Origin of the sequence: Micromonospora sp. SD12 (assembly GCF_052068495.1) — a bacterium.
Lineage (GTDB): Bacteria > Actinomycetota > Actinomycetes > Mycobacteriales > Micromonosporaceae > Micromonospora > Micromonospora echinofusca.
The window spans coordinates 96,621-114,857 of the sequence record NZ_JBQHDF010000020.1; the positions used below are offsets into that span (position 1 = coordinate 96,621).

14 protein-coding genes are annotated in these 18,237 nt (G+C 73.2%); 6 read left to right on the plus strand and 8 right to left on the minus strand.

Annotation, left to right across the window (positions count from 1 at the left end; all coding sequences use genetic code 11):
* Window positions 1–37 precede the first annotated feature (37 nt).
* From ACTMS2_RS26100 to ACTMS2_RS26135, 8 genes are all read right to left on the minus strand, one after another.
* Window positions 38–1,480 carry a hypothetical protein gene (locus ACTMS2_RS26100; protein ID WP_441177774.1) on the minus strand — a complete coding sequence of 481 codons (1,443 nt, stop codon included), beginning with the start codon at window positions 1,478–1,480 and terminating at the stop codon, window positions 38–40.
* A gap of 170 nt (window positions 1,481–1,650) precedes the next feature.
* A complete protein-coding gene (locus tag ACTMS2_RS26105) occupies window positions 1,651–3,042 on the minus strand; it encodes a pectate lyase (RefSeq protein ID WP_441177775.1) in 1,392 nt (463 codons plus the stop codon).
* A gap of 74 nt (window positions 3,043–3,116) precedes the next feature.
* Window positions 3,117–4,502: a pectate lyase family protein gene (locus ACTMS2_RS26110; protein WP_441177776.1), complete on the minus strand. Its 1,386-nt coding sequence runs from the start codon at window positions 4,500–4,502 to the stop codon at window positions 3,117–3,119.
* A 171-nt stretch (window positions 4,503–4,673) separates the two neighbouring features.
* Entirely contained in the window at window positions 4,674–5,918 is a 1,245-nt protein-coding gene (locus tag ACTMS2_RS26115) for a Gfo/Idh/MocA family protein (protein ID WP_441177777.1), read from the minus strand.
* Entirely contained in the window at window positions 5,915–7,405 is a 1,491-nt protein-coding gene (locus ACTMS2_RS26120; RefSeq protein ID WP_441177779.1) for a mannitol dehydrogenase family protein, read from the minus strand. The genes ACTMS2_RS26115 and ACTMS2_RS26120 overlap by 4 nt, the downstream gene beginning before the upstream one ends.
* Window positions 7,396–8,700, minus strand: a complete 1,305-nt coding sequence (locus tag ACTMS2_RS26125; RefSeq protein ID WP_441177780.1) for an enolase C-terminal domain-like protein — start codon at window positions 8,698–8,700, stop codon at window positions 7,396–7,398. The genes ACTMS2_RS26120 and ACTMS2_RS26125 overlap by 10 nt, the downstream gene beginning before the upstream one ends.
* The gene (gene uxaC / locus ACTMS2_RS26130) at window positions 8,697–10,121 is read right to left on the minus strand and encodes a glucuronate isomerase (protein ID WP_441177781.1); all 1,425 of its coding nucleotides are present in this window, start codon (window positions 10,119–10,121) and stop codon (window positions 8,697–8,699) included. Before uxaC ends, ACTMS2_RS26125 begins: the two co-directional genes overlap by 4 nt.
* Window positions 10,122–10,151: 30 nt before the next feature.
* Window positions 10,152–11,480: a Gfo/Idh/MocA family protein gene (locus ACTMS2_RS26135; protein WP_441177782.1), complete on the minus strand. Its 1,329-nt coding sequence runs from the start codon at window positions 11,478–11,480 to the stop codon at window positions 10,152–10,154.
* Between the two features lie 239 nt (window positions 11,481–11,719).
* Here ACTMS2_RS26135 and ACTMS2_RS26140 point away from each other — a divergent pair, with 239 nt between their 5' ends.
* Genes ACTMS2_RS26140 through ACTMS2_RS26165 form a run of 6 tightly spaced genes read left to right on the plus strand, consistent with a single transcriptional unit; the run spans window position 11,720 to window position 17,621 of the window.
* Window positions 11,720–12,847, plus strand: coding sequence for a LacI family DNA-binding transcriptional regulator (locus ACTMS2_RS26140; RefSeq protein ID WP_441177783.1), 1,128 nt, complete (start codon window positions 11,720–11,722; stop codon window positions 12,845–12,847).
* A 19-nt stretch (window positions 12,848–12,866) separates the two neighbouring features.
* Window positions 12,867–14,216, plus strand: a complete 1,350-nt coding sequence (locus ACTMS2_RS26145; RefSeq protein WP_441177784.1) for an ABC transporter substrate-binding protein — start codon at window positions 12,867–12,869, stop codon at window positions 14,214–14,216.
* A 27-nt stretch (window positions 14,217–14,243) separates the two neighbouring features.
* On the plus strand, window positions 14,244–15,224 hold the full coding sequence (locus ACTMS2_RS26150; RefSeq protein WP_441177785.1) for a carbohydrate ABC transporter permease: 981 nt from the start codon (window positions 14,244–14,246) through the stop codon (window positions 15,222–15,224).
* The gene (locus ACTMS2_RS26155; RefSeq protein ID WP_392567298.1) at window positions 15,221–16,117 is read left to right on the plus strand and encodes a carbohydrate ABC transporter permease; all 897 of its coding nucleotides are present in this window, start codon (window positions 15,221–15,223) and stop codon (window positions 16,115–16,117) included. Before ACTMS2_RS26150 ends, ACTMS2_RS26155 begins: the two co-directional genes overlap by 4 nt.
* A complete protein-coding gene (locus ACTMS2_RS26160; RefSeq protein WP_441177786.1) occupies window positions 16,114–16,752 on the plus strand; it encodes a hypothetical protein in 639 nt (212 codons plus the stop codon). Before ACTMS2_RS26155 ends, ACTMS2_RS26160 begins: the two co-directional genes overlap by 4 nt.
* On the plus strand, window positions 16,749–17,621 hold the full coding sequence (locus ACTMS2_RS26165; RefSeq protein ID WP_441177787.1) for a PmoA family protein: 873 nt from the start codon (window positions 16,749–16,751) through the stop codon (window positions 17,619–17,621). The genes ACTMS2_RS26160 and ACTMS2_RS26165 overlap by 4 nt, the downstream gene beginning before the upstream one ends.
* Window positions 17,622–18,237 lie beyond the last annotated feature (616 nt).

Here is an 18,237-nt window from a genome sequence, read left to right on the forward strand (position 1 = left end):
GCCCGCCGGGCGCGGGGACGGCCGGCCGGCGGCCGGGTCAGCCGGCGGTCACCACCTGGTTCGCCGGCTGCGGTGCCGGCGCGCCGGCCGGGTTCCGCTCGGCGTCGCCCGGTGCGCTGGCCGCCGCGTCGTCGGTCCCGCCCGGCGTCGCGGCGTCGGCGGCGCCCTCCGCTGCCGGGGGCACCGGGAGGGCGCGCCTCGGCCGGGCCGCCACCTGCGGGTACTCGGCGGTCTCCGCGCCGCCCGTGGCGGCCGCCATGACCGCCGCGGCGGCCAGGTCGGCCACCCGCTTCGCCTCCCGCTTGACCCGGGCGCGCACCTCCTTGGCGTGCTGCTCGGCGGAGTCCGCGGCCCGGCGCGCCTCGTCGAGGCGGCGCAGCTCGTCGGTCAGCTCCTGCCGGGTCTCGTCGAGGCGCTGCCGCAGCTCGGCGAACTCGTGCTCGATGCTCGCGCTCTCCTGCCGCGCCTGGGCCAACTGCTGCTGGGCGGTGTCCAGCTCGGACTGCATCCGGGCCAGCGCCTCCCGTCGGTCCCGGATGCCCTGCTGCGTCGCGGCGAGCTGCTGCTGGTGGGTCGCGGCCTGCTCGTCCACGTGCTGGCGTACCTTGGCCGCGTACTGCTGGGCCTCCGCGATCAGCGTCGCGATCTCCTGCTCGGCCGCGGTGCGCTGGGCGCCGAGCTCCCGCTCGGCGGACGCGAGCTGCTCGGCGATCTCCTGCTCGGCGGCGGCGCGCCGCTCGTTGATCTCCCGCTCCACGCCGGCCTGCCACTGGCCCAGCTCCTGCTGGGTCTTGGCGCGGGCGGCCTGCACCTCCTGCTGGATCTGGGTACGGGCCGAGGCGAGGAACGCCTCGGACTCGGCGCGGGCCTGCTCGACCTGCTGGGCGGTCTGCTCGTCGATCCGCTTCGCCTCCTGCAACGCGTGGTCGTGGGCGGCCTCGCCGGCCGCCCGCAGCCGCTCCGCCGCCTCCCGGATCCTGGTGAGTTCGGCCTGGGCGTTGGCGCGGCGCTCCTCGTGTTCCCGGTCGTGCTCGTCGCGCCGCGCGGCCGCCTCCTCCGTCAGCTCCCGCAGCGTCGTGGCGGCCTGCTCGCGGGCCTCGGTCAGCACCCGCTCAGCCTCTGCCTCCCGTTCGGCGGCCCGCTGCCCGGCGGCGTCGGTGATGACCCCGGCCTGCTTCTCGGCCAGGGCCAGGATCTGGTCGACCATCGGGCCGAGGTCGCGGAAGGACGCCCGGTCGGGCGGGGCCGGCCGGTCCCGCAGCTCGGTCGTCTCCGCCCGCAGCCGCTGCACCTCGACGGTCAACTCGCGCAGCTGAACCGAGGCCCGGTCCCGCTCGGCGGCCAGCGCCGACCGTTCGCCGTCGACCTGTTCGACGTAGCGGTCCACCTGTCGCTTGTCGTAGCCGCGCAGCGCGAGGTCGAAGCTCGGCCGTGGGACCGCGTCCTCGCGTGCCGCGAACGGGTCGTCGCCGTGGGACATGCATCCTCCTCCGTACGATCGCGGGCGCCGCGCCCGCGGGAGTCCGCGCCACGGGCCGTGCCGTGGCGCCACGCTACCGTCGCGGCCGTGCGCGCCCGCGAAAAGGGTGACCCCACGCGACGGCCCCGCGGAACCGGTGGTCCGCGGGGCCGCCGACGCCCTGGTACGGGCTATCGCCAGGTGATGTCCGACGCCGAGTAGAGGCAGTTGGTGCCGTCGGCGCCCTCGCCGATCTCGCTCGGCTCGCTGCCCTTCGGCACGCCCTTGTACTTCACGCAGATACGGGTCGTGCGGTTCGGATCGTTGAGGATGGTGATCCGGCTGAACCGGGCGGTGTCGCCCCAGTTCGTGTTGATGCCGGCCAGCGTCTTCGTCGACGTCGCGGTCACGTTGTCCATCACCACGTGCCGCTGGTACGAGGTCGAACAGTTGCCGCAGGCCCGGTAGAGCTTGCCGGAGGCCTCCACCCGGAAGTTACGGATGTACACGGTGCCCGAGCCGTTGTGCTGGAACACCTTGTCGCTGGCGGAGCGGGCACCGCCACCGTCCACCGTGTACGTGCTGCCGCCGCGGAAGGTCGCGGCGTCCTCGCCGACATCCTCCCACCAGACGTTGACCAGCGTGCAGTTGCCCTCGCAGTGCACGCCGTCGCCGGCCGGGGCGCCGATGATCACGTTGCGGAGGGTGGCGCCGGGGGCGAGCACGAACATCGGGTCCTGGCTCTCGCCCTGCCCACCGTCGCCGATGCCGTAGTAGCGCTTGAGCCCGCCGTCGAGGCTCACCGGGACGTCGATGGTGGCGTCGACCTTCACGTTGGCCGTCGGCGTGGGCCAGTTCGCCGGCGGGTTCGTCGGCGGCGGCGTGGTGGGCGGGGGCGTCGTGGGTGGCGGCGTGCCCGGCGGCGCGGTGGTCGGCGGTGTGGTCGGGGTGGACCCGCCGGAGGTGTCGACCGCGACGTCGTCGAAGCTGCCGCTGGCGTACGAGGTGACCAGCCCGATCCGGCCGGCGGAGGCCAGGCCGCTGGTGCCGGAGCCGACCTGCGTGCCGTCGACGAAGCCCCGGACGGTGCTGCCGGCGGTCTCGATGCGCAGCGTGTACCAGCTGCCGGCGGCGGCCCCCACGGAGGCCGAGCCGAGCGAGGTGACCTGGCTGCCGTTGACCGCCTGCAACTCGGCCCGGCCGGAGCCGAGCAGGGCCAGCCGGTACATCCTGGTGCTGCTGGCCGAGCGGGCGGCCAGGGCCACCAGGCCGCTCGACGAGCCGAACGACAGCGGCTTGACCCGCGCCTGGACCTGGTAGTCGGTCCAGCTCGTCTGGCCGGCGAACTGCCGGGCCAGCTCGCTGTCCGCGCTGGACTGCCGGAACACGCCGGAGCCGTCGCCGGCCACCGACCAGGTGCCGCCGGACTTCGACCAGCCGCCGGCGTCGCCGTCGTTGAAGTCGTCCGAGAAGACGGTGGCGGCGGAGGCCGAGGAGCCCAGACCTGCGGCCAGCACGACGGCGGTCGCCCCGGCGGTGAAGGCCGCAGCCACGGCCCATCGATGGGTGCGTCTCAGATGCACGATGTTCTTCTCCTTGCCGGGGGTTGGTGTGGCGGTCCGCGGTCCGTGGCCCGAGGAATTGCAGCCCCGACGACCTACCGGGGCAGCCGGTCGGCGCCGGCCAGCGCCGCCACGACCACCGGCACCGCGGGTGCCGGCAGCACGGGGCCGCGTCGAAGGGTCGGCGTCCAGCCGGCGTCCGGGGCCAGGTCCGGTTCGTGCGTCGCGTTGTACGCGCCCACCAGGTCGACCGGGCGGGCCCGGTCGCCGGCGGCGCGGACCCAGTTGCCCCGGGTGGTGACGGCGGTGCCGCCCCAGTCGTACAGCAGCTCGTCGGCCGCGACGCCGGCGCCGAGGCTGAAGAAGTTGTTCTCGGCGACCACGGCCGACTGCACCCCGACGCCGATCGCGTACGCGAACCCGTCGCCGCCCAGCCGGTAGTGGTTGTTCCACACGTCGACCTGGCCGAAGCGCACCCGGGGCAGCCGCTGGAGCACCCCGTCGAAGAGGTTGTGGTGCAGGCTGACCTTCAGCCGCCCGACGTCCGGGCCGACGGTGTTGGACGAGCCGATCAGCATGACCTTGTCCCGCCCGACGAACCGGTTGTACGAGACGGTCACCAGGCTCGCGGTGTGCGTGACGTCCAGCGACCCGTCGTGCACCTGGTACGGCCGGCCGAAGTGCACGGGCTGGCCGCTGTCCGGGTTGTCGCCGTCGGTGAAGGTGTTGTGGTCGATCCAGACGTGCTCGCTGCGGCGCACCGAGATCTGGTCGTACTGCGAGTTCCAGTTGCCGGCCTCGCCGTCGGTCGGCGACCAGGCGGGGAAGCAGTCCCGGGCGTCGTCGAAGGTCAGGTTCCGCACGATCGTGTTGTGCGCCCCGTCGAGCATCAGCGTCAGGCCGGTCAACCGGGCGCCGCCCAGGCCGACGATGGTGGTGTTCGGGCCGACGTTGATCTGGGTCTGCCGGGTCTGGTTGGTCACCGAGCGCACCCGCGCCGCCTCCAGCGGTCCGCTCGGCGCCACCCGCCCCCAGACCGCCGGGTCGTACGCCGCGAGGTACGCCGGCAGCGAGTACTCCGGATCGGCGAGGTCCGCGCAGTCGAGCGTGCTCCCGTCGGGCCCCTCGAAGCCGTCGACCTCACCCCGGACGTAGATGATCTTCGGGGTGGCGTTGCCCCGGTTGGTGGCGTTGTCACCGCCGAGGGCCGCGACCAGCTCGGCGCGGCTGGCGACCACGTGCACCTGCTCCGGCGTCGCCGCCGAGCCGCCGGTGGTGCCGGTCCCCTCGGCCGCCCAGCCGTCCCCGGCCGGCAGCGCCTGCCGACCCAGGTGCCGGGCGGCCCAGGAGAGCCCGCCGGTCGTGGCGGCCGCGCCGTCCGGAGCCGGAGCGGCCGCGCCGTCCGGGGCCGCCGCCGCGCTCCCGGACGTCGCCGCGAGCGCCACGGCGATCGTCGCCGCGCCCAGTGTCTGCTTCCACATCTATCGGACCACCTGTTCATCGCCTGTTCGATATGGGGCAACGGTAGGTTTGACGATTTATGCGAGTCAATGAGCAACATGTGCAGAAGTGTTGCAGTTGATCCGATCGGCCGGCATCATCCCGACCACCGTGGGTCGGGATGACCCCGCTATATCCGATATGGACCCGCGTCAGGCAGGCGGTTCAGTTGCAGTGCGTTGCGGTCCCTCCTGCCCGGTCAGGTCCCTGCGGTGCGGCGCCACCGCCCACGGCACCGCCAGCTCCGACAGCAGCGCCCCCTCCTCGGCCGCCCGGCGCAGCAGCCGGTTGATCCCGCGTACGGTCAGCACCCGCTGCGGGCCGTCGCCCGTGGCGCTGACCAGCTCGCCGCCGAGCGGGGTCGGTTCCGGTGCGGTGGTGACCGCCTCCAGCACCGTGGTGAACGGGGCGGTCCGCGCCAGCGGCGCGATCAACGGCACGCCCGGATCGGCGCGGTGGTCGAGGAGGTTCTCCAACAGCCCGCGCCGGCCGGGCACCTCGCGTGGCCCGGCGTCGCCGGGCAGCAGCAACCGGTCGGTCGGGTACTCCAGCACCGCCCGGCCGGCGGTGCCGGTCACGATCACCTCGCCGGCGACGAAGTCCTCGCCGGCCAGGGTCACCGCCGCGACGATCGGCGGTCCCGAGCGGGACGACACCCGCAGGGTCGCGGTGTCGTCCACCTCGATCGGCCGGACCCGGTAGCGCTCCACCTCGATCCGCGTCGGTCGCACCGGGGCGTCCCCGGCGGCCTCGGCGACCGCGAGGCACTGCATGACCGCGTGCGCCAGCGGGTTGGCCAGGGCGCCGTCCAGCACCGGCCGGCCGTGCAGCGTCCGCCGCCCGGCCCACGGCGCCCGCGCGTAGTAGGCGTCGGGGCGTTGCCAGGCCGCCACCGTCGCGATGCCGTTGACGGTGCCGAGCCGCCCGGCCCGCACCGCGTCGACCAGCTCCGTCAGCGCCGCCGAACCGAGCGCCTGGAAGCCCACCTGGCACGCCCGGCCCGTCGCGGCGAGGGCGGCGGCCAGCTCCCGGTGCTCGGCGGCGGAGAGCACCGGAGGCTTCTCCAGCAGCAGGTCGGCGCCCGCGGCGAGCACGTCCAGCGCGATCGGCAGGTGGGTGTGCGGCGGCGTGCAGACCACCACCACGTCCGGCCGGGCCGCGCGCAGCATCTCCCGATGGTCGGTGTGGACCGCCGTGCCGTCCGGCACCGGCGCCGCCGGGTCGTCCTCGATCGGGCGTACGTCGACCAGGGCGACCAGCCGCAGCCGCCCGGCGGCGTGCAGGGGCGCGACGACCCGCCGGTGCCAACGCCCGTGCCCGTTGGCCCCGACGACGGCGACCCGGGGCACCGCGCCGGCCGGGGGCGACCCGGCCCGTCCCGGCGCGGCGGCCGTCACCGGGCACCCGCCAGCGTCGCGGCCACCCCGTGCCGCTCCAGGGTGGCCAGCCACCCCGCCACCTCGGCGCGTACGTCCTCGTCGGCGGCCACCTCGGCGGGGAAGACCTCGCGCAGCCCGAACACCGCGTCGACCGCCCCGGCCGGGGTACGCGGGGCGGCGGCGAGCGCCGCGCGGATCTCGTCGGCCAGCGGATCGGCCAGCGGCAGGAGATGGCCGTCGTCGGCGTGGCCCTGGACGAAGCGCAGCCAGGCGGCCACCACCAGCGTCGCCCAGTGCGCCGACCGCCCGCCGGCCCGCAGGTCGGCGATCGTGTGCAGCACCCGCTGCGGCAGCTTCTGCGAGCCGTCCATCGCCACCTGGAGGGTGCGGTGGCGGATCGCCGGGTTGGCGAACCGCGTCAGCACCTCCTCACCGTACGCGACGACCGAGACCCCCTCGGGCGGGTCGAAGCTCGCCGCCACGTCCTCGGCGACCAGGTGCCGCAGCACCGTCGTCAGGTGGGGCAGGGCCAGCGCGTCGGCGATGGTCTCCCGGCCCGCCAGCGCCCCCAGGTAGGCGGCGGCCGAGTGCACGCCGTTGAGGGCGCGCAGCTTCAGCCGCTCCCAGGGCCCCGCGTCCATGGTGAGCACCGCGCCGGCCCGCTCCCAGGCCGGCCGGCCGCCCGGGAAGTCGTCCTCGATCACCCACTGCCGGTACGGCTCGGCCACCACCGCCGCCAGGTCGGTCACCCCCAGCGCCCGCTCGGCGTCGGCGAAGGTCTGCGCCGTGCTGGCCGGCACGATCCGGTCGACCATCGTGCCGGGGAAGCTGACGCACTCGCGTACCCAGTCGGCCAGTGGCTCCGGCACCCCCGCGTACGCCACCGACTGCTCGACCAGGCCGCGCAGCCGGCGGCCGTTGGCGGGCAGGTTGTCGCAGCTGACCAGGGCCAGCGGCGGTCCCTGCGCGGCGGCGCGGGCGAGCAGCCCGCGCAGCAGTAGGCCCGGCACGGTGACCGGCGCCCGGTCGGTGCGCAGGTCGGTCGCGACCTCCGCGTCCGGGCGCAGCCGCCCGGTCACCGGGTCGAGCTGGTACGCCTTCTCCGTCACGGTGAGGGTGACCACCCGGATAGCCGGGTCGGCCAGCAGCGCCACCACGGCGGCCGGGTCGCCCGCAGCGTGCCGTGTGCCCGCCAGCGCGCCGACCACCCGGGTGTGGCAGCCCTCGCCGCTGCTGGTGGTGACGCTGAACAGGTTGTCCTGCGCGGCCAGCGTCGTCACCACGTCGGGATTGCGCGGCGCCACGCCGACGATGCCCCAGTCGCCCCCGGCCCGCGCCATCGCCTCCTCGGTGTAGACGGCCTGGTGGGCGCGGTGGAACGCGCCCAGCCCGAGGTGGACGATCCCGGCGGGCGCGCTGCCCGGGCGCAGCAGCGGGCGGCTGTCGGTCGGCACCCGGCGCAGCGTGCCGAGACCGAGCCGGGCGGCGCCGGCGGTCACCGCCACACCGGCCCGTCCGGGAAGCGGAACTCGGCGATCGACTCCGGCTTCATGGTGGAGCTGTAGCCGGGGGCCGTCGGCAGCAGGTAGCGCCCCCCGCGGGTGCGCACCGGGTCGACGAAGTGCTCGTGCAGGTGGTCGACGTACTCGACCATCCGGCCGTCGAGGCTGGTGCCGACCCGCAGGTAGTCGAAGACCGCCAGGTGCTGCACGTACTCGCACAGGCCCACGCCGCCGGAGTGCGGGCAGATCGGCACCCCGAACTTCGCCGCCATCAGGATCTCGGCGAGGACCTCGTTGACGCCGCCGACCCGGCAGGCGTCGATCTGCATCACGCCGATCGCCTCGGCCTGGAGCAGCTGCTTGAAGATGACCCGGTTGGCGGCCACCTCGCCGGTGGCGACCCGGCACCGGCCGTCGGTCAGCCCGGTCACCGCGCGCGCGATCCGGGCGTGCCCGAGGATGTCGTCGGCGTGCGTCGGCTCCTCGATCCAGTACGGGTCCACCTCGGCCAGCGCGGCCATGTTGGTGATCGCCTCGTCGACGTCCCACACCTGGTTGGCGTCCATCATCAGCAGCGCGTCCGGCCCGATCTCCTCCCGGATGATCCGCGCCCGGCGCAGGTCGTCGGCGGGCGGACCGCCGACCTTCATCTTCATGGCCCGCCACCCCTCGGCGTACGCCTGCCGGGTCAGCGCCCGGACCTTGTCGTCGGGGTAGCCCAGCCACCCCACCGACGTGGTGTACGACGGGAAGCCGTCGCGCTCCAGCCCGGCGCGGCGCTCGTCCAGCCCGACGAGCCCTTTGTCGAGGATGGCCGCCGCCTCGTCCGGGGTGATGGCGTCGGTGATGTGGTGGAAGTCGACGCTGGCCACCAGCTCCTCGGTGGGCAGCTCGGCGAGCAGCTGCCACATCGGCTTGCCGGCCAGCTTGGCCCGCAGGTCCCAGACCGCGTTGACCAGCGCGCCGGTGGCCATGTGGATGACCCCCTTCTCCGGGCCCAGCCAGCGCAGCTGCACGTCGGCGCTGAGCGAGCGCCAGAACGCCACGGGGTCGGCGAAGATCTCCTCGACGGTACGGCCGGTCACGTGGTGGGCGAGGGCCCGGATCGCCGCGCAGGTCAGCTCGTTGCCGCGACCGTTGGTGAAGGTGAACCCGGCCCCGGTGACGCCGGCGTCGGTGCGCAGCTCGACGTAGCTGGCCGAGTAGTCGCCCCGGTTGATCGCGTCCGATCCGTCGCCGGCGGCGGCGGTCGGGAACCGCACGTCGTGCACGTCGACGGCGGTGACGGTGACACTCACAGGACATCTTCTCCGATCTTGAAGACCTTCTTCGGCAGCCGGTACGCCAGGTCGACGATGGTCTCGGCGGCCTCGTCCTCGCCCAGGCGGTGCTCGGTGACCAGCCGGGCCAGGTAGGCGGCGTCGACCCGGCGGGCCACGTCGTGGCGTACCGGGATGGAGCAGAACGCGCGGGTGTCGTCGACGAACCCGGCGGTGTTGTAGAAGCCCGCGGACTCGGTGACGGACTCGCGGAAGCGGCGCAGCACCTCCGGCGAGTCCAGGAACCACCACGGCGCACCCAGGTACAGGGCGGCGTACCCGCCCGCCAGCGGGGCGAGTTCCCGGCTGAAGGTGTACTCGTCGAGGGTGTAGAGCACCACCCGCAGCCGCGGGTCGTTGCCGTACGCGTCCAGCAGCGGGGTCAGCGCGTGCAGGTACTCGGTGGCCTGCGGCAGGTCGCCGCCGACGTCGCGGCCGTGGCGGGCGTACAGCCAGCGGTTGTGGTTGCGCACCGCGCCGGGGTGCAACTGCATGACGAGCCCGTCGTCCAGCGACATCCGGGCGAACTCCAGCAGCATGTGCGCCCGGAACGTCTCCGCGTCGGCCGCGTCGGCGAGCCCGCGCAGGCCCTTGTCGTACAGGCGCGCCGCCTCGTCCGCGCCCAGCGCCAGGGTGCGCGCCGTCGGGTGGCCGTGGTCGGTCGAGGTGGCGCCCGCCGCGATGAAGGCCTCCCGCCGTTGGCGCAGCGCCGCCAGGTAGCCGGCGTACGTGCCGGTGTCCTCGCCGGTGATCTCGCCGAGCCGGGCGACGTTGCCGGCCCAGCCGTCGAACTCCATGTCGGCCACGTTGTCCGGCCGGAACGTGGTGATCACCCGTCCGCCCGGCCCGCCCCAGCCGTCGGCGGCGAGCTTGGCGTGCTGGCCGAGGTCGTCCAGGGGCGACTCGGTGGTGGCGAGCACCTCGATGCCGAACCGCTCGAACAGCGCCCGGGGCCGGAACTCCGGCTCGGCGAGGCGGGCCGCGAGCTCGTCGTAGACGGCGTCGGCGGTGGCCGGCGAGAGCGGAGTGCGCACCCCGAACACGTCGGTGAAAGTCTGCTCCAGCCACAGCCGGGAGGGGGTGCCCCGGAACAGGTGCCAGTGCGCGGCGAAGCGCCGCCAGATGGTGCGCCCGTCGGGCTCCGTGGGGCTGCCGTCGACGGTGGGCACGCCCAGCTCCGCCGGGGGGACGCCCTGGCTGAGCAGCATCCGGGTGAGGTAGTGGTCGGGCACGATGAGCAGCCGCGCCGGGTCGGGGAACGGGCGGTCCTCGGCCAGGATCGCCGGGTCGACGTGTCCGTGCGGGGAGATGATCGGCTGGGGCGCGGCGAGCGCGTACAGCCGGCGGGCCACCGCGCGCTGCGTGGGGTCGGCGGGGAAGAGCAGGTCGGTCGTGGGCACGGATGGGGCTCCTCGGAAGGTGTGCGCGGCTCAGGGGAGGTCGAGCAGGTCGGCGACCCGGACCGGGGCGCCGGTGGTGAAGGACCGGTTCGCGGCCAGCCCGGTGAGCAGGGCGAGGGCGCCGTCGCGGGCGGTGGCGGCCCGCCCCATCGGGTCCGCTTCGCCGCCGATCAGCACCCGCGCCATCCGGGCGTCGGCGCCGCCGTGCCCGGAGCGGGTGTGCCCCACCACGGGCACGACCCGTGGCGGCGCCCAGAACGGCCGCAGGGTCAGCGTGGCGGAGCCGGCCTCGGCGGCGGCCTCGTCGCCGTGCAGCGCCGCGCCCTTGAGCGCCCCGGCGGACGCCGGGCTGACGTGGTCGCTCTCCACGACCTCCAGCTCGAGGCGGCCCCGGCTGCCGTTGACCATCACCCGGTAGCCCTCGTAGGGGGCGTACGCGGTGAGGTGGTAGGTCATCGTCGCCCCGGTGGAGTAGCGCGCCAGCACCGCCATGTCGTCCTCGATGTCCACGCCTGGGGCGAAGACGTTGCGGTCGCGCCGGTAACCGTCCTCGGCCTCGGCGTCGAGGTAGAGCTCGCGTAGCTTCGGGTGCGCGTCGAGGCGCAGCGCGAACGGGTCGTCGGCGGCGGCGGGGGAGCCGTGCGCCCGGTCGTAGTCGCGCGCGTAGCCGTGCCGGCGGCCGGCCTCGCCGTAGAAGAACAGCCGGCCGGACGCGTAGACCTCGACGGGGGTGGCGTCCAGCCACCAGTTCACCAGGTCGAAGTGGTGGCCGGCCTTGTGCACCATCAGCCCGCCGGAGTGCGCCTTGTCGCGGTGCCAGCGGCGGAAGTAGTCGGCGCCGTGCCGCACGTCGAGCAGCCACTCGAAGTGCACCGAGCCCACCTCGCCGACGGCGCCCTCGGCGAGCAGCTCGCGCAGCCTCTCGTGCAACGGGTTGTAGCGGTAGTTGAACGCGACCCGCACCTGCCGGCCGGTGTCGGCGACCGCGTCGAGGATCCGCCGGCAGCCGGCGGCGTCGACGGTCATCGGCTTCTCGGTGATGACGTCGCAGCCGGCGCGCAGCGCCGTGTCGATGTGCCCGGCGTGGGTGTCGTCCACGCTCGTCACCACCAGCACGTCGACGCGCTCCCTGCCGAGCATGGCGGCCAGGTCGTCGGCCCGGTACGTCGGCACCGGCGGGTGCCCCAGCTCGCCGAGCCACCGGTTGTGGGCGTCCATGCGGGCCTGGTTGACGTCGGCGAACGCGACGAGTTCGGCGGTGTCGGCGTGGTCGCGTACCAGCGCCCGGACGAACATCTCGGCGCGCGAGCCGGTGCCGACGAGGGCGTGGCGGACCCGCTGACCGGTGCTGGACGACATGGCGACCGCCTCCCGTGTTGCTGCAAAGGTTTGCAGCGAAATAACCACGAGCCGCCTGGCGACGTCAACGATCGATGCCAAACCAGCGGCATAGATCCGATTTGATACGCATTTGAGCGCATGGTGGGAGCGTGGCCGAAACGGATCCGTAACCATCGGCCGTTGACACCGGCACAACCGTTTGCATTAATTGGCGGCACCTGACGTGACCCCAGCCACACTGGACGAAGGGCCCCGCCGTGCCAGCCACCATCCGAGACGTCGCCCGGGCCTCCGGCGTGCACATCTCCACGGTCTCCCGCACGTTCTCGGCCCCGCACCTGGTCAACCCGGAGACCCGGGGCCGGGTGCTGGCCTGCGCCGAGGAGCTCGGCTACCGGCCCAACCGCGCCGCCCGCGCCCTGATCACCGGCCGTACGCACAACATCGGGCTGATCATCGCGGACATCGCCAACCCGTTCTTCCCGCCGCTGATCAAGGCGGCGGAGAGCCAGGCCCGCCAGCGCGACTACCACGTCTTCGTGGCCGACACCAACGAGGACCCGATCGCCGAGGAGGAGCTGGTCCACGCGCTGGCCAAGCAGGTGGACGGGGTGCTGCTGTGCAGCCCGCGGATGAGCAACAGCATGATCGAGCAGCTCAGCCGCGAAGTGCCGCTGGTGGTGATCAACCGGCAGGTCGCCGGCCTGCCGTGCGTGACCATGGACGTCGGGCAGGGCGCCCGGTCGGCCGTCGAGCACCTGCTCGGCCTCGGCCACCGGAGGATCGCGCTGCTCAGCGGGCCGCGCGGCTCGTGGACCAGCCGGGAGATCCGCCGGGCGGCCGGCGTCGCGGCGCGGGCCGGCGGCGCCGAGTTCACCGTGCTCGGGCCCAACCAGCCCACCGAGACCGGCGGCGCGGCCCTCGCCGAGCAGGTCCGCCGCAGCGAGGCCACGGCGGTCCTCGCCTACAACGACCTGATGGCGATCGGCCTGATCGAAGGGCTCGACACCCTCGGGTTGCGCGTCCCGCAGGACGTGAGCGTCGTCGGCATCGACGACATCGCCCTCAGCCGGCTCACCCGGCCCAAGTTGACGACGGTGGCCACGCCCAACGCGGCCGCCGGCCGGACGGCCGTCGACATGCTCCTGCAACACGACACCGTCGCCGCCCGCGGCTCACGCGGCGGTCGGGGTGTCACGAGCGACGACCGTCGTACCACCGCACAGGTAATGCTCCAGACCGAACTGGTCATCCGCGACTCGACCGCCGCCGCGCCGGCGGACGGTCGGAACCGTCCCGACGCCGGGTTGGTCGTCCCGGGCCCGCATCGCCTTGCGGGCCCGGGTCGCCCGACCGCGGCCACCGGTGGCGTCGTCGCCTCCTAACGCCAAGGAGTGAGCGCACATGCACCCCGCAACGCCCCCCACCACTGGCACGCAGGCCGTGCCCGTTCACCGTACCCCCGTCCGCCGACGGCGGTTGATCCGCGGCATGCTCGCCGCGGTCGTCGCCCTGCCCCTGGTCCTCGGCGCCGCCGGCTGCGGCGGCGACGAGGAGGTCAGTACCGACCCGAACGCCCCCGTCAAGCTCTCGGTCTTCTGGTGGGGCGGTGAGGCCCGGGCCAAGCTCACCGAGGAGGCCCTCGCCCTCTACACCAAGAAGCACCCGAACGTCACCTTCGAGAAGACCTGGCAGGCCAACCAGGGCTACTTCGACAAGCTGGCGACCCTCACCGCCGGCGGCAACCCGCCGGACCTGTTCCAGATCGACGACAACTACCTGGCCGAGTACGCCTCCCGCAGCACCACCCTCGACCTGACGCCCTACAAGGACTCCGGCGACCTCGACGTGTCGAAGTTCCCGAAGAGCCTGTGGCAGTACGGCGTGGTCGACGGCAAGCTCGCGGGCCTGGCCTCGGGGGAGAACACCCAGGGCCTGGTCTACAACAAGACGCTGCTGACGAAGAACGGGCTGCCCGAGCCGACCACCGGGATGACCTGGGAGGAGCACATCGCCTGGGCCGAGCAGGTGGCGAAGAAGACCAAGGTGCCCGGCACCCAGGACCCGAGCGCCGACTACAAGGCGTTCTGGGTGTGGCTGCGCCAGCAGGGCAAGGACCTCTACAAGGGCAGGGAGCTCGGCTTCACCGCCGAGGACGTGACGAAGTGGTTCGACCTGTGGAAGGGCGCCCGGGACCGCGGCGCCACCCCGACCCCCGACGTCATCCACGAGGGCAACGCCACCGACATCACCAAGCAGCTCGTGGTCACCGGCAAGGCCGGCACCAGCTGGGTCTGGGTCAACCAGATGCCGGAGCTGAAGAAGAACACCAAGGACGAGCTGGGTGTCATCGCCTACCCGGGTGACCCGAGCGCCCAGTGGGCCCGAGCCTCCATGTACTGGTCGGTCTTCAAGGGCAGCAAGCACAAGGACGTCGCGGTCGACGTGATCAACTTCCTGGCCAACGACCCCGAGGCGGTCAAGATCCTCGGCACCGACCGGGGCCTGCCGTCCAACCTGGACCTGCGCCGGGTGGTCAGCGACGACGTCACCGACCCGGCGATGAAGCAGTCGATCCAGGTGGAGTCCGACCTGGCGCAGAAGTTCGGCGAGGCGCCGCAGGTGCCGCTCAAGGGGCACAGCAAGGTCCGCGCCGAGCTGATCAAGGCCGCCGAGAACGCGCAGTACGGCCGGATCAGCTCCGCCCAGGCGGCGGAGCAGTTCATCGCCGCCTGCAAGTCCGCCATCGCCTGACCTGACGCTACGGAGAGGAACCGGCTCGTGGCTCTGACCACGGCGCCCGACCCGACCCGACGTACCGGATCCGTCCCGACCCCCGCCGACAGGCGCGGGGTCGGGCGGGCCCGGCACGGCGACGGTCTGGCCGGCTACGTCTTCCTGTCGCCCTGGCTGCTCGGCCTGATGGCCGTCACGGCGATACCCATGCTCCTGTCGCTCTACCTGAGCTTCACGAACTACGACATCCTCACGCCCTTCTCCGAGGTGGAGTGGGTCGGATTCGCCAACTACGAGCGGATGTTCACCGCCGACCCGTCGTACTGGCACTCGGTGCGGGTGACGCTCACCTTCGCCCTGGTCGCCGTGCCGCTGAAGCTGGCCGCCGCGCTCGGGGTGGCCCTGCTGCTCAACCGCGCCTGGCGGGGCGTCGGGCTGTTCCGCGGCCTGTTCTACCTGCCGTCGCTGCTCGGCGGCAGCGTCGCGCTCGCCATCGTCTGGGTCAACATGTTCAACCGCGAGGGCGCGTTCAACTCGCTGCTGGCCGTCTTCGGCATCGAGGGCAAGCCGTGGGTCAACGACCCCGACTGGGCCCTGGAGACCCTGATGGTGCTCGCCATCTGGCAGTTCGGCGCGCCCATGGTGATCTTCCTGGCCGGTCTCAAGCAGGTGCCCACCGAGCTCTACGAGGCCGCCTCCGTCGACGGCGCCGGCAAGTGGCGGCAGTTCGTCGCCGTCACCCTGCCGATGCTCTCGCCGGTGATCTTCTTCAACCTGGTGCTGGAGACCATCAACGGCTTCCAGGGCTTCACCGCCGCGTTCGTGCTCAGCAACGGCACCGGCGGCCCGGTCGACTCCACCCTGATGTACACGCTGAACCTCTACATCACGGGCTTCACCGACCTGGAGATGGGCTACGCCTCGGCGATGGCCTGGGTCTTCCTGGTCGCCATCGCGATCATCACAGCGATCTTCTTCAGCACCGGGCGGTTCTGGGTGCACTACTCCGACGGGGAGGACCGGTGACGGCGACGGCAACCCCGGTGACGCCGGCGGCGACCGGCCCGCGGCGTCCGCGCCGCGCGGGCGGCGGACAGGCCCTGCGCCTGCTCATCCTGATCGCGATCGTCGCGGTCGTGCTCTACCCGCTCTTCTGGATGATCGGTACGTCCCTGAAGAGCCAGGAGGAGATCGTCAACAACATCGGCCTGCTGCCGAACGAGTTCACCCCCGGCAACTACGCCGACGGCTGGACCAACTTCGACTTCAGCTTCGGCCGGTTCTTCCTCAACAGCGCGATGGTCAGCCTGCTGACCGTGATCGGCAACGGCGTCTCCTGCCTGCTCGCCGCGTACGCCTTCGCCCGGCTGCGGTTCCGGCTGCGCGGCGTCTGGTTCGCCGTCATGATCGGGACGCTGCTGCTGCCCGGTCACGTGCTGATCGTGCCGCAGTACATCCTGTTCCGCAGCCTCGGCCTGGTCGGTGGCGAGTGGCCGTACCTGCCGCTGCTGATCCCGCAGTTCCTGGCCACCGAGGCGTTCTTCGTCTTCCTCATGGTGCAGTTCATGCGGGGTATCCCGCGCGAACTCGACGAGGCCGCCAAGATCGACGGGGCGAACGCCTTCGGCATCTTCCGGCACGTGATCCTGCCGCTGAGCCGGCCGGCGCTGGTCACCACGGCCATCTTCTCGTTCATCTGGACCTGGAACGACTTCTTCCGCCAGCTCGTCTTCCTCTCCGACCTCGAGGACTACACGGTGCCGGTGGCGCTGACCCTGTTCATCGACTCGACGAGCCAGAGCGCCGTCGGCCCGATGTTCGCCATGTCGGTGCTGTCGCTGCTGCCGGTGTTCCTGTTCTTCGTGGCCTTCCAGCGCATGCTGGTGGAGGGCATCAACACGAGCGGGCTCAAGGGATGAGGCCGCACCCCGACGCCGGGCCGGGCCCGGACGACGCGCCGGCCCGCCGCGACTGGCGCGACGTGCTCACCGACGCCACGGACCTGGCCGTGCTCGGCATCGCCCTGACCCTGGCGGCGCTGCCGGTGGTCACCGCGGCGGCGTCCGTCGCCGCGGCGAGCGCGGCGGTGCACGACCGGTACAGCACCGGATCCTGGCCCTCGGCCCGGCAGAACCTGACCCGCTACGGCCGGGCCCTGCTGCCCGGTGCCGGGGTGAGCCTGCTGGCGGTCGCCGCCCTCTGGCTGCTCGCCCTGGACGTCGCCGCGCTGGCCGTCGGCCGGGTTCCCGGCGGGGCACCGCTGCTCCTGGTCACCGTCGGTGTGGCCGCCGCCCTGGCCGGGTACGCCGCGCTGGTCGTGGTCGAGGTCGGCCGCCGCGGCGGCCACGGGTGGCGCGCCGCCGCCCGCGCCGCGGCCGTCGCCTGCCGTGCCCGCCCCGGCACCTGGGCCGCCGCCGGCGGGGTCGGCGTCGTCGCCGCGCTGCTCGCGGTGATGGTCACCCCGGTCGCGGTGCCGATCCTCGCCGGGTACGTGGTCGCCGCCCTGCACGCGGTCGCCCGGCGGACCGTGCTCAGCCCGGTGGGTCAGTCGTGACCGGGCGCGTCGGCCCCGCCGGGACCGAGCCCGACCGGCAGCTCAGCGTGGACGGCGTGCCGGTGGCCCGGTACGTCGTCGACCCGGCGGTCGACCCCCGGCACGGCCCCCGCCCGTACCTGCACCCCGTACGCACCCTCGGCGGAACGGTGGTCACCGACGCGTTTCCCGCCGACCACGTCTGGCACCTCGGCGCGTCCCTGGCCGTGCAGGACGTCGACGGCACCAACCTCTGGGGCGGGCGCACCTACGTCCGCGACGCCGGCTACACGTGGCGCGACGACCACGGCCGGATCGCGCACACCGCGTGGGACGTCCGCGACCCGCGACGGCTGGCGCACCGGTTGGAGTGGCGTGACCGGGACGGCTCGGTGCTGCTCACCGAGCGGCGGGAGCTGGCCGCGCGGCGGGTCGGCGAGCGGGCCTGGGCTCTCGACGTCGACTACACGCTGACCGCCCCCGTCGACCGGGAGGTGAGTCTGGGCAGCCCGGCGACCAACGGGCGCCCGGGCGGCGCCGGTTACGGCGGCTTCTTCTGGCGGGCGGCGAGCGCGACACCCGCGCGGGTGTGCACCGCCACCGCCGAGGGGGAGGAAACGGTAAACGGCAGCGCCGCCGCGTGGCTGGCCTTCTCCGGCACCGCCCCGGACGGGGCGGCGTACACGCTCGTGCTGGCGGGGCTGGGGGAGGGCGACCGGTGGTTCGTCCGCACCGCGATGTATCCCGGCGTGTGCGTGGCGTTCGCCTTCGAACGACCGCGGGTGATCGGCGCGGGTACGAGCCGCGTCGGGCGGCACCGCGTGGTCGTCGCGGACGGTGCGCTCGACCGGGCGGAGGCCGCCGCGTTGGCGGCCGGCGAGGCGGTGTGACGGGGGCCGCCCGCCCCGGATTTGACGATCTTGTCGCGTGGGCGTAACTTCCTCTCTGTCAGCGCGGAACGGACGAAACGGGGCGATGCTCCGGGAGGCCGGGCGCGGCAACGAGCTTCGGGCCCGGGGGTGTCGCACCCGCCGGTGCCCGGAACGGGCGGTGCCCCGGATCAGCCGCGAGGCGGATTTGGTGAGGCGGAACCGACCGGGTAAGGTTCACGGTCGGCAGGGAGCCGGGCGAGCTCGCGGGCAACCGCGGAGCGGCCGGTCTGCCAACTTCCCGAAAATCGTCGGTGAGAGCCGACGTTGTCGGGATGCCCGGAAATGGGATTGAAGTGGTGCGGATCGCTGCGAAGCGGTTTGACGCGGCGGAAGTCACCGGGTAACGTAGTAAAAGTGCCCGGCGCGGGAAGCGGCGGGGACGCGAACGAAATGCCCCGGGTCGGGGGCTCCACGGTGTGGGGTTTCCGGGCGGTGTGTGGTTGTTCTTTGAGAACTCAACAGGGTGCTTGATAAGCCAGTGCCAATTATGATTTATACCCTGGACTGGTCAGGCTTCGGTTTGGCTGGTCTTGGATTCCTTTGGCAACACTTTTTGTTGTCGGGACAGTTTTTC

Bases quoted from the DNA above. Each gene is read 5' to 3' on its own strand.
- ACTMS2_RS26100 (WP_441177774.1), bottom strand. From the start codon at position 1,480: ATGTCCCACGGCGACGACCCGTTCGCGGCACGCGAGGACGCGGTCCCA.
- ACTMS2_RS26110 (WP_441177776.1), bottom strand. From the start codon at position 4,502: ATGTGGAAGCAGACACTGGGCGCGGCGACGATCGCCGTGGCGCTCGCG.
- ACTMS2_RS26135 (WP_441177782.1), bottom strand. From the start codon at position 11,480: ATGTCGTCCAGCACCGGTCAGCGGGTCCGCCACGCCCTCGTCGGCACC.
- ACTMS2_RS26145 (WP_441177784.1), top strand. From the start codon at position 12,867: ATGCACCCCGCAACGCCCCCCACCACTGGCACGCAGGCCGTGCCCGTT.
- ACTMS2_RS26160 (WP_441177786.1), top strand. From the start codon at position 16,114: ATGAGGCCGCACCCCGACGCCGGGCCGGGCCCGGACGACGCGCCGGCC.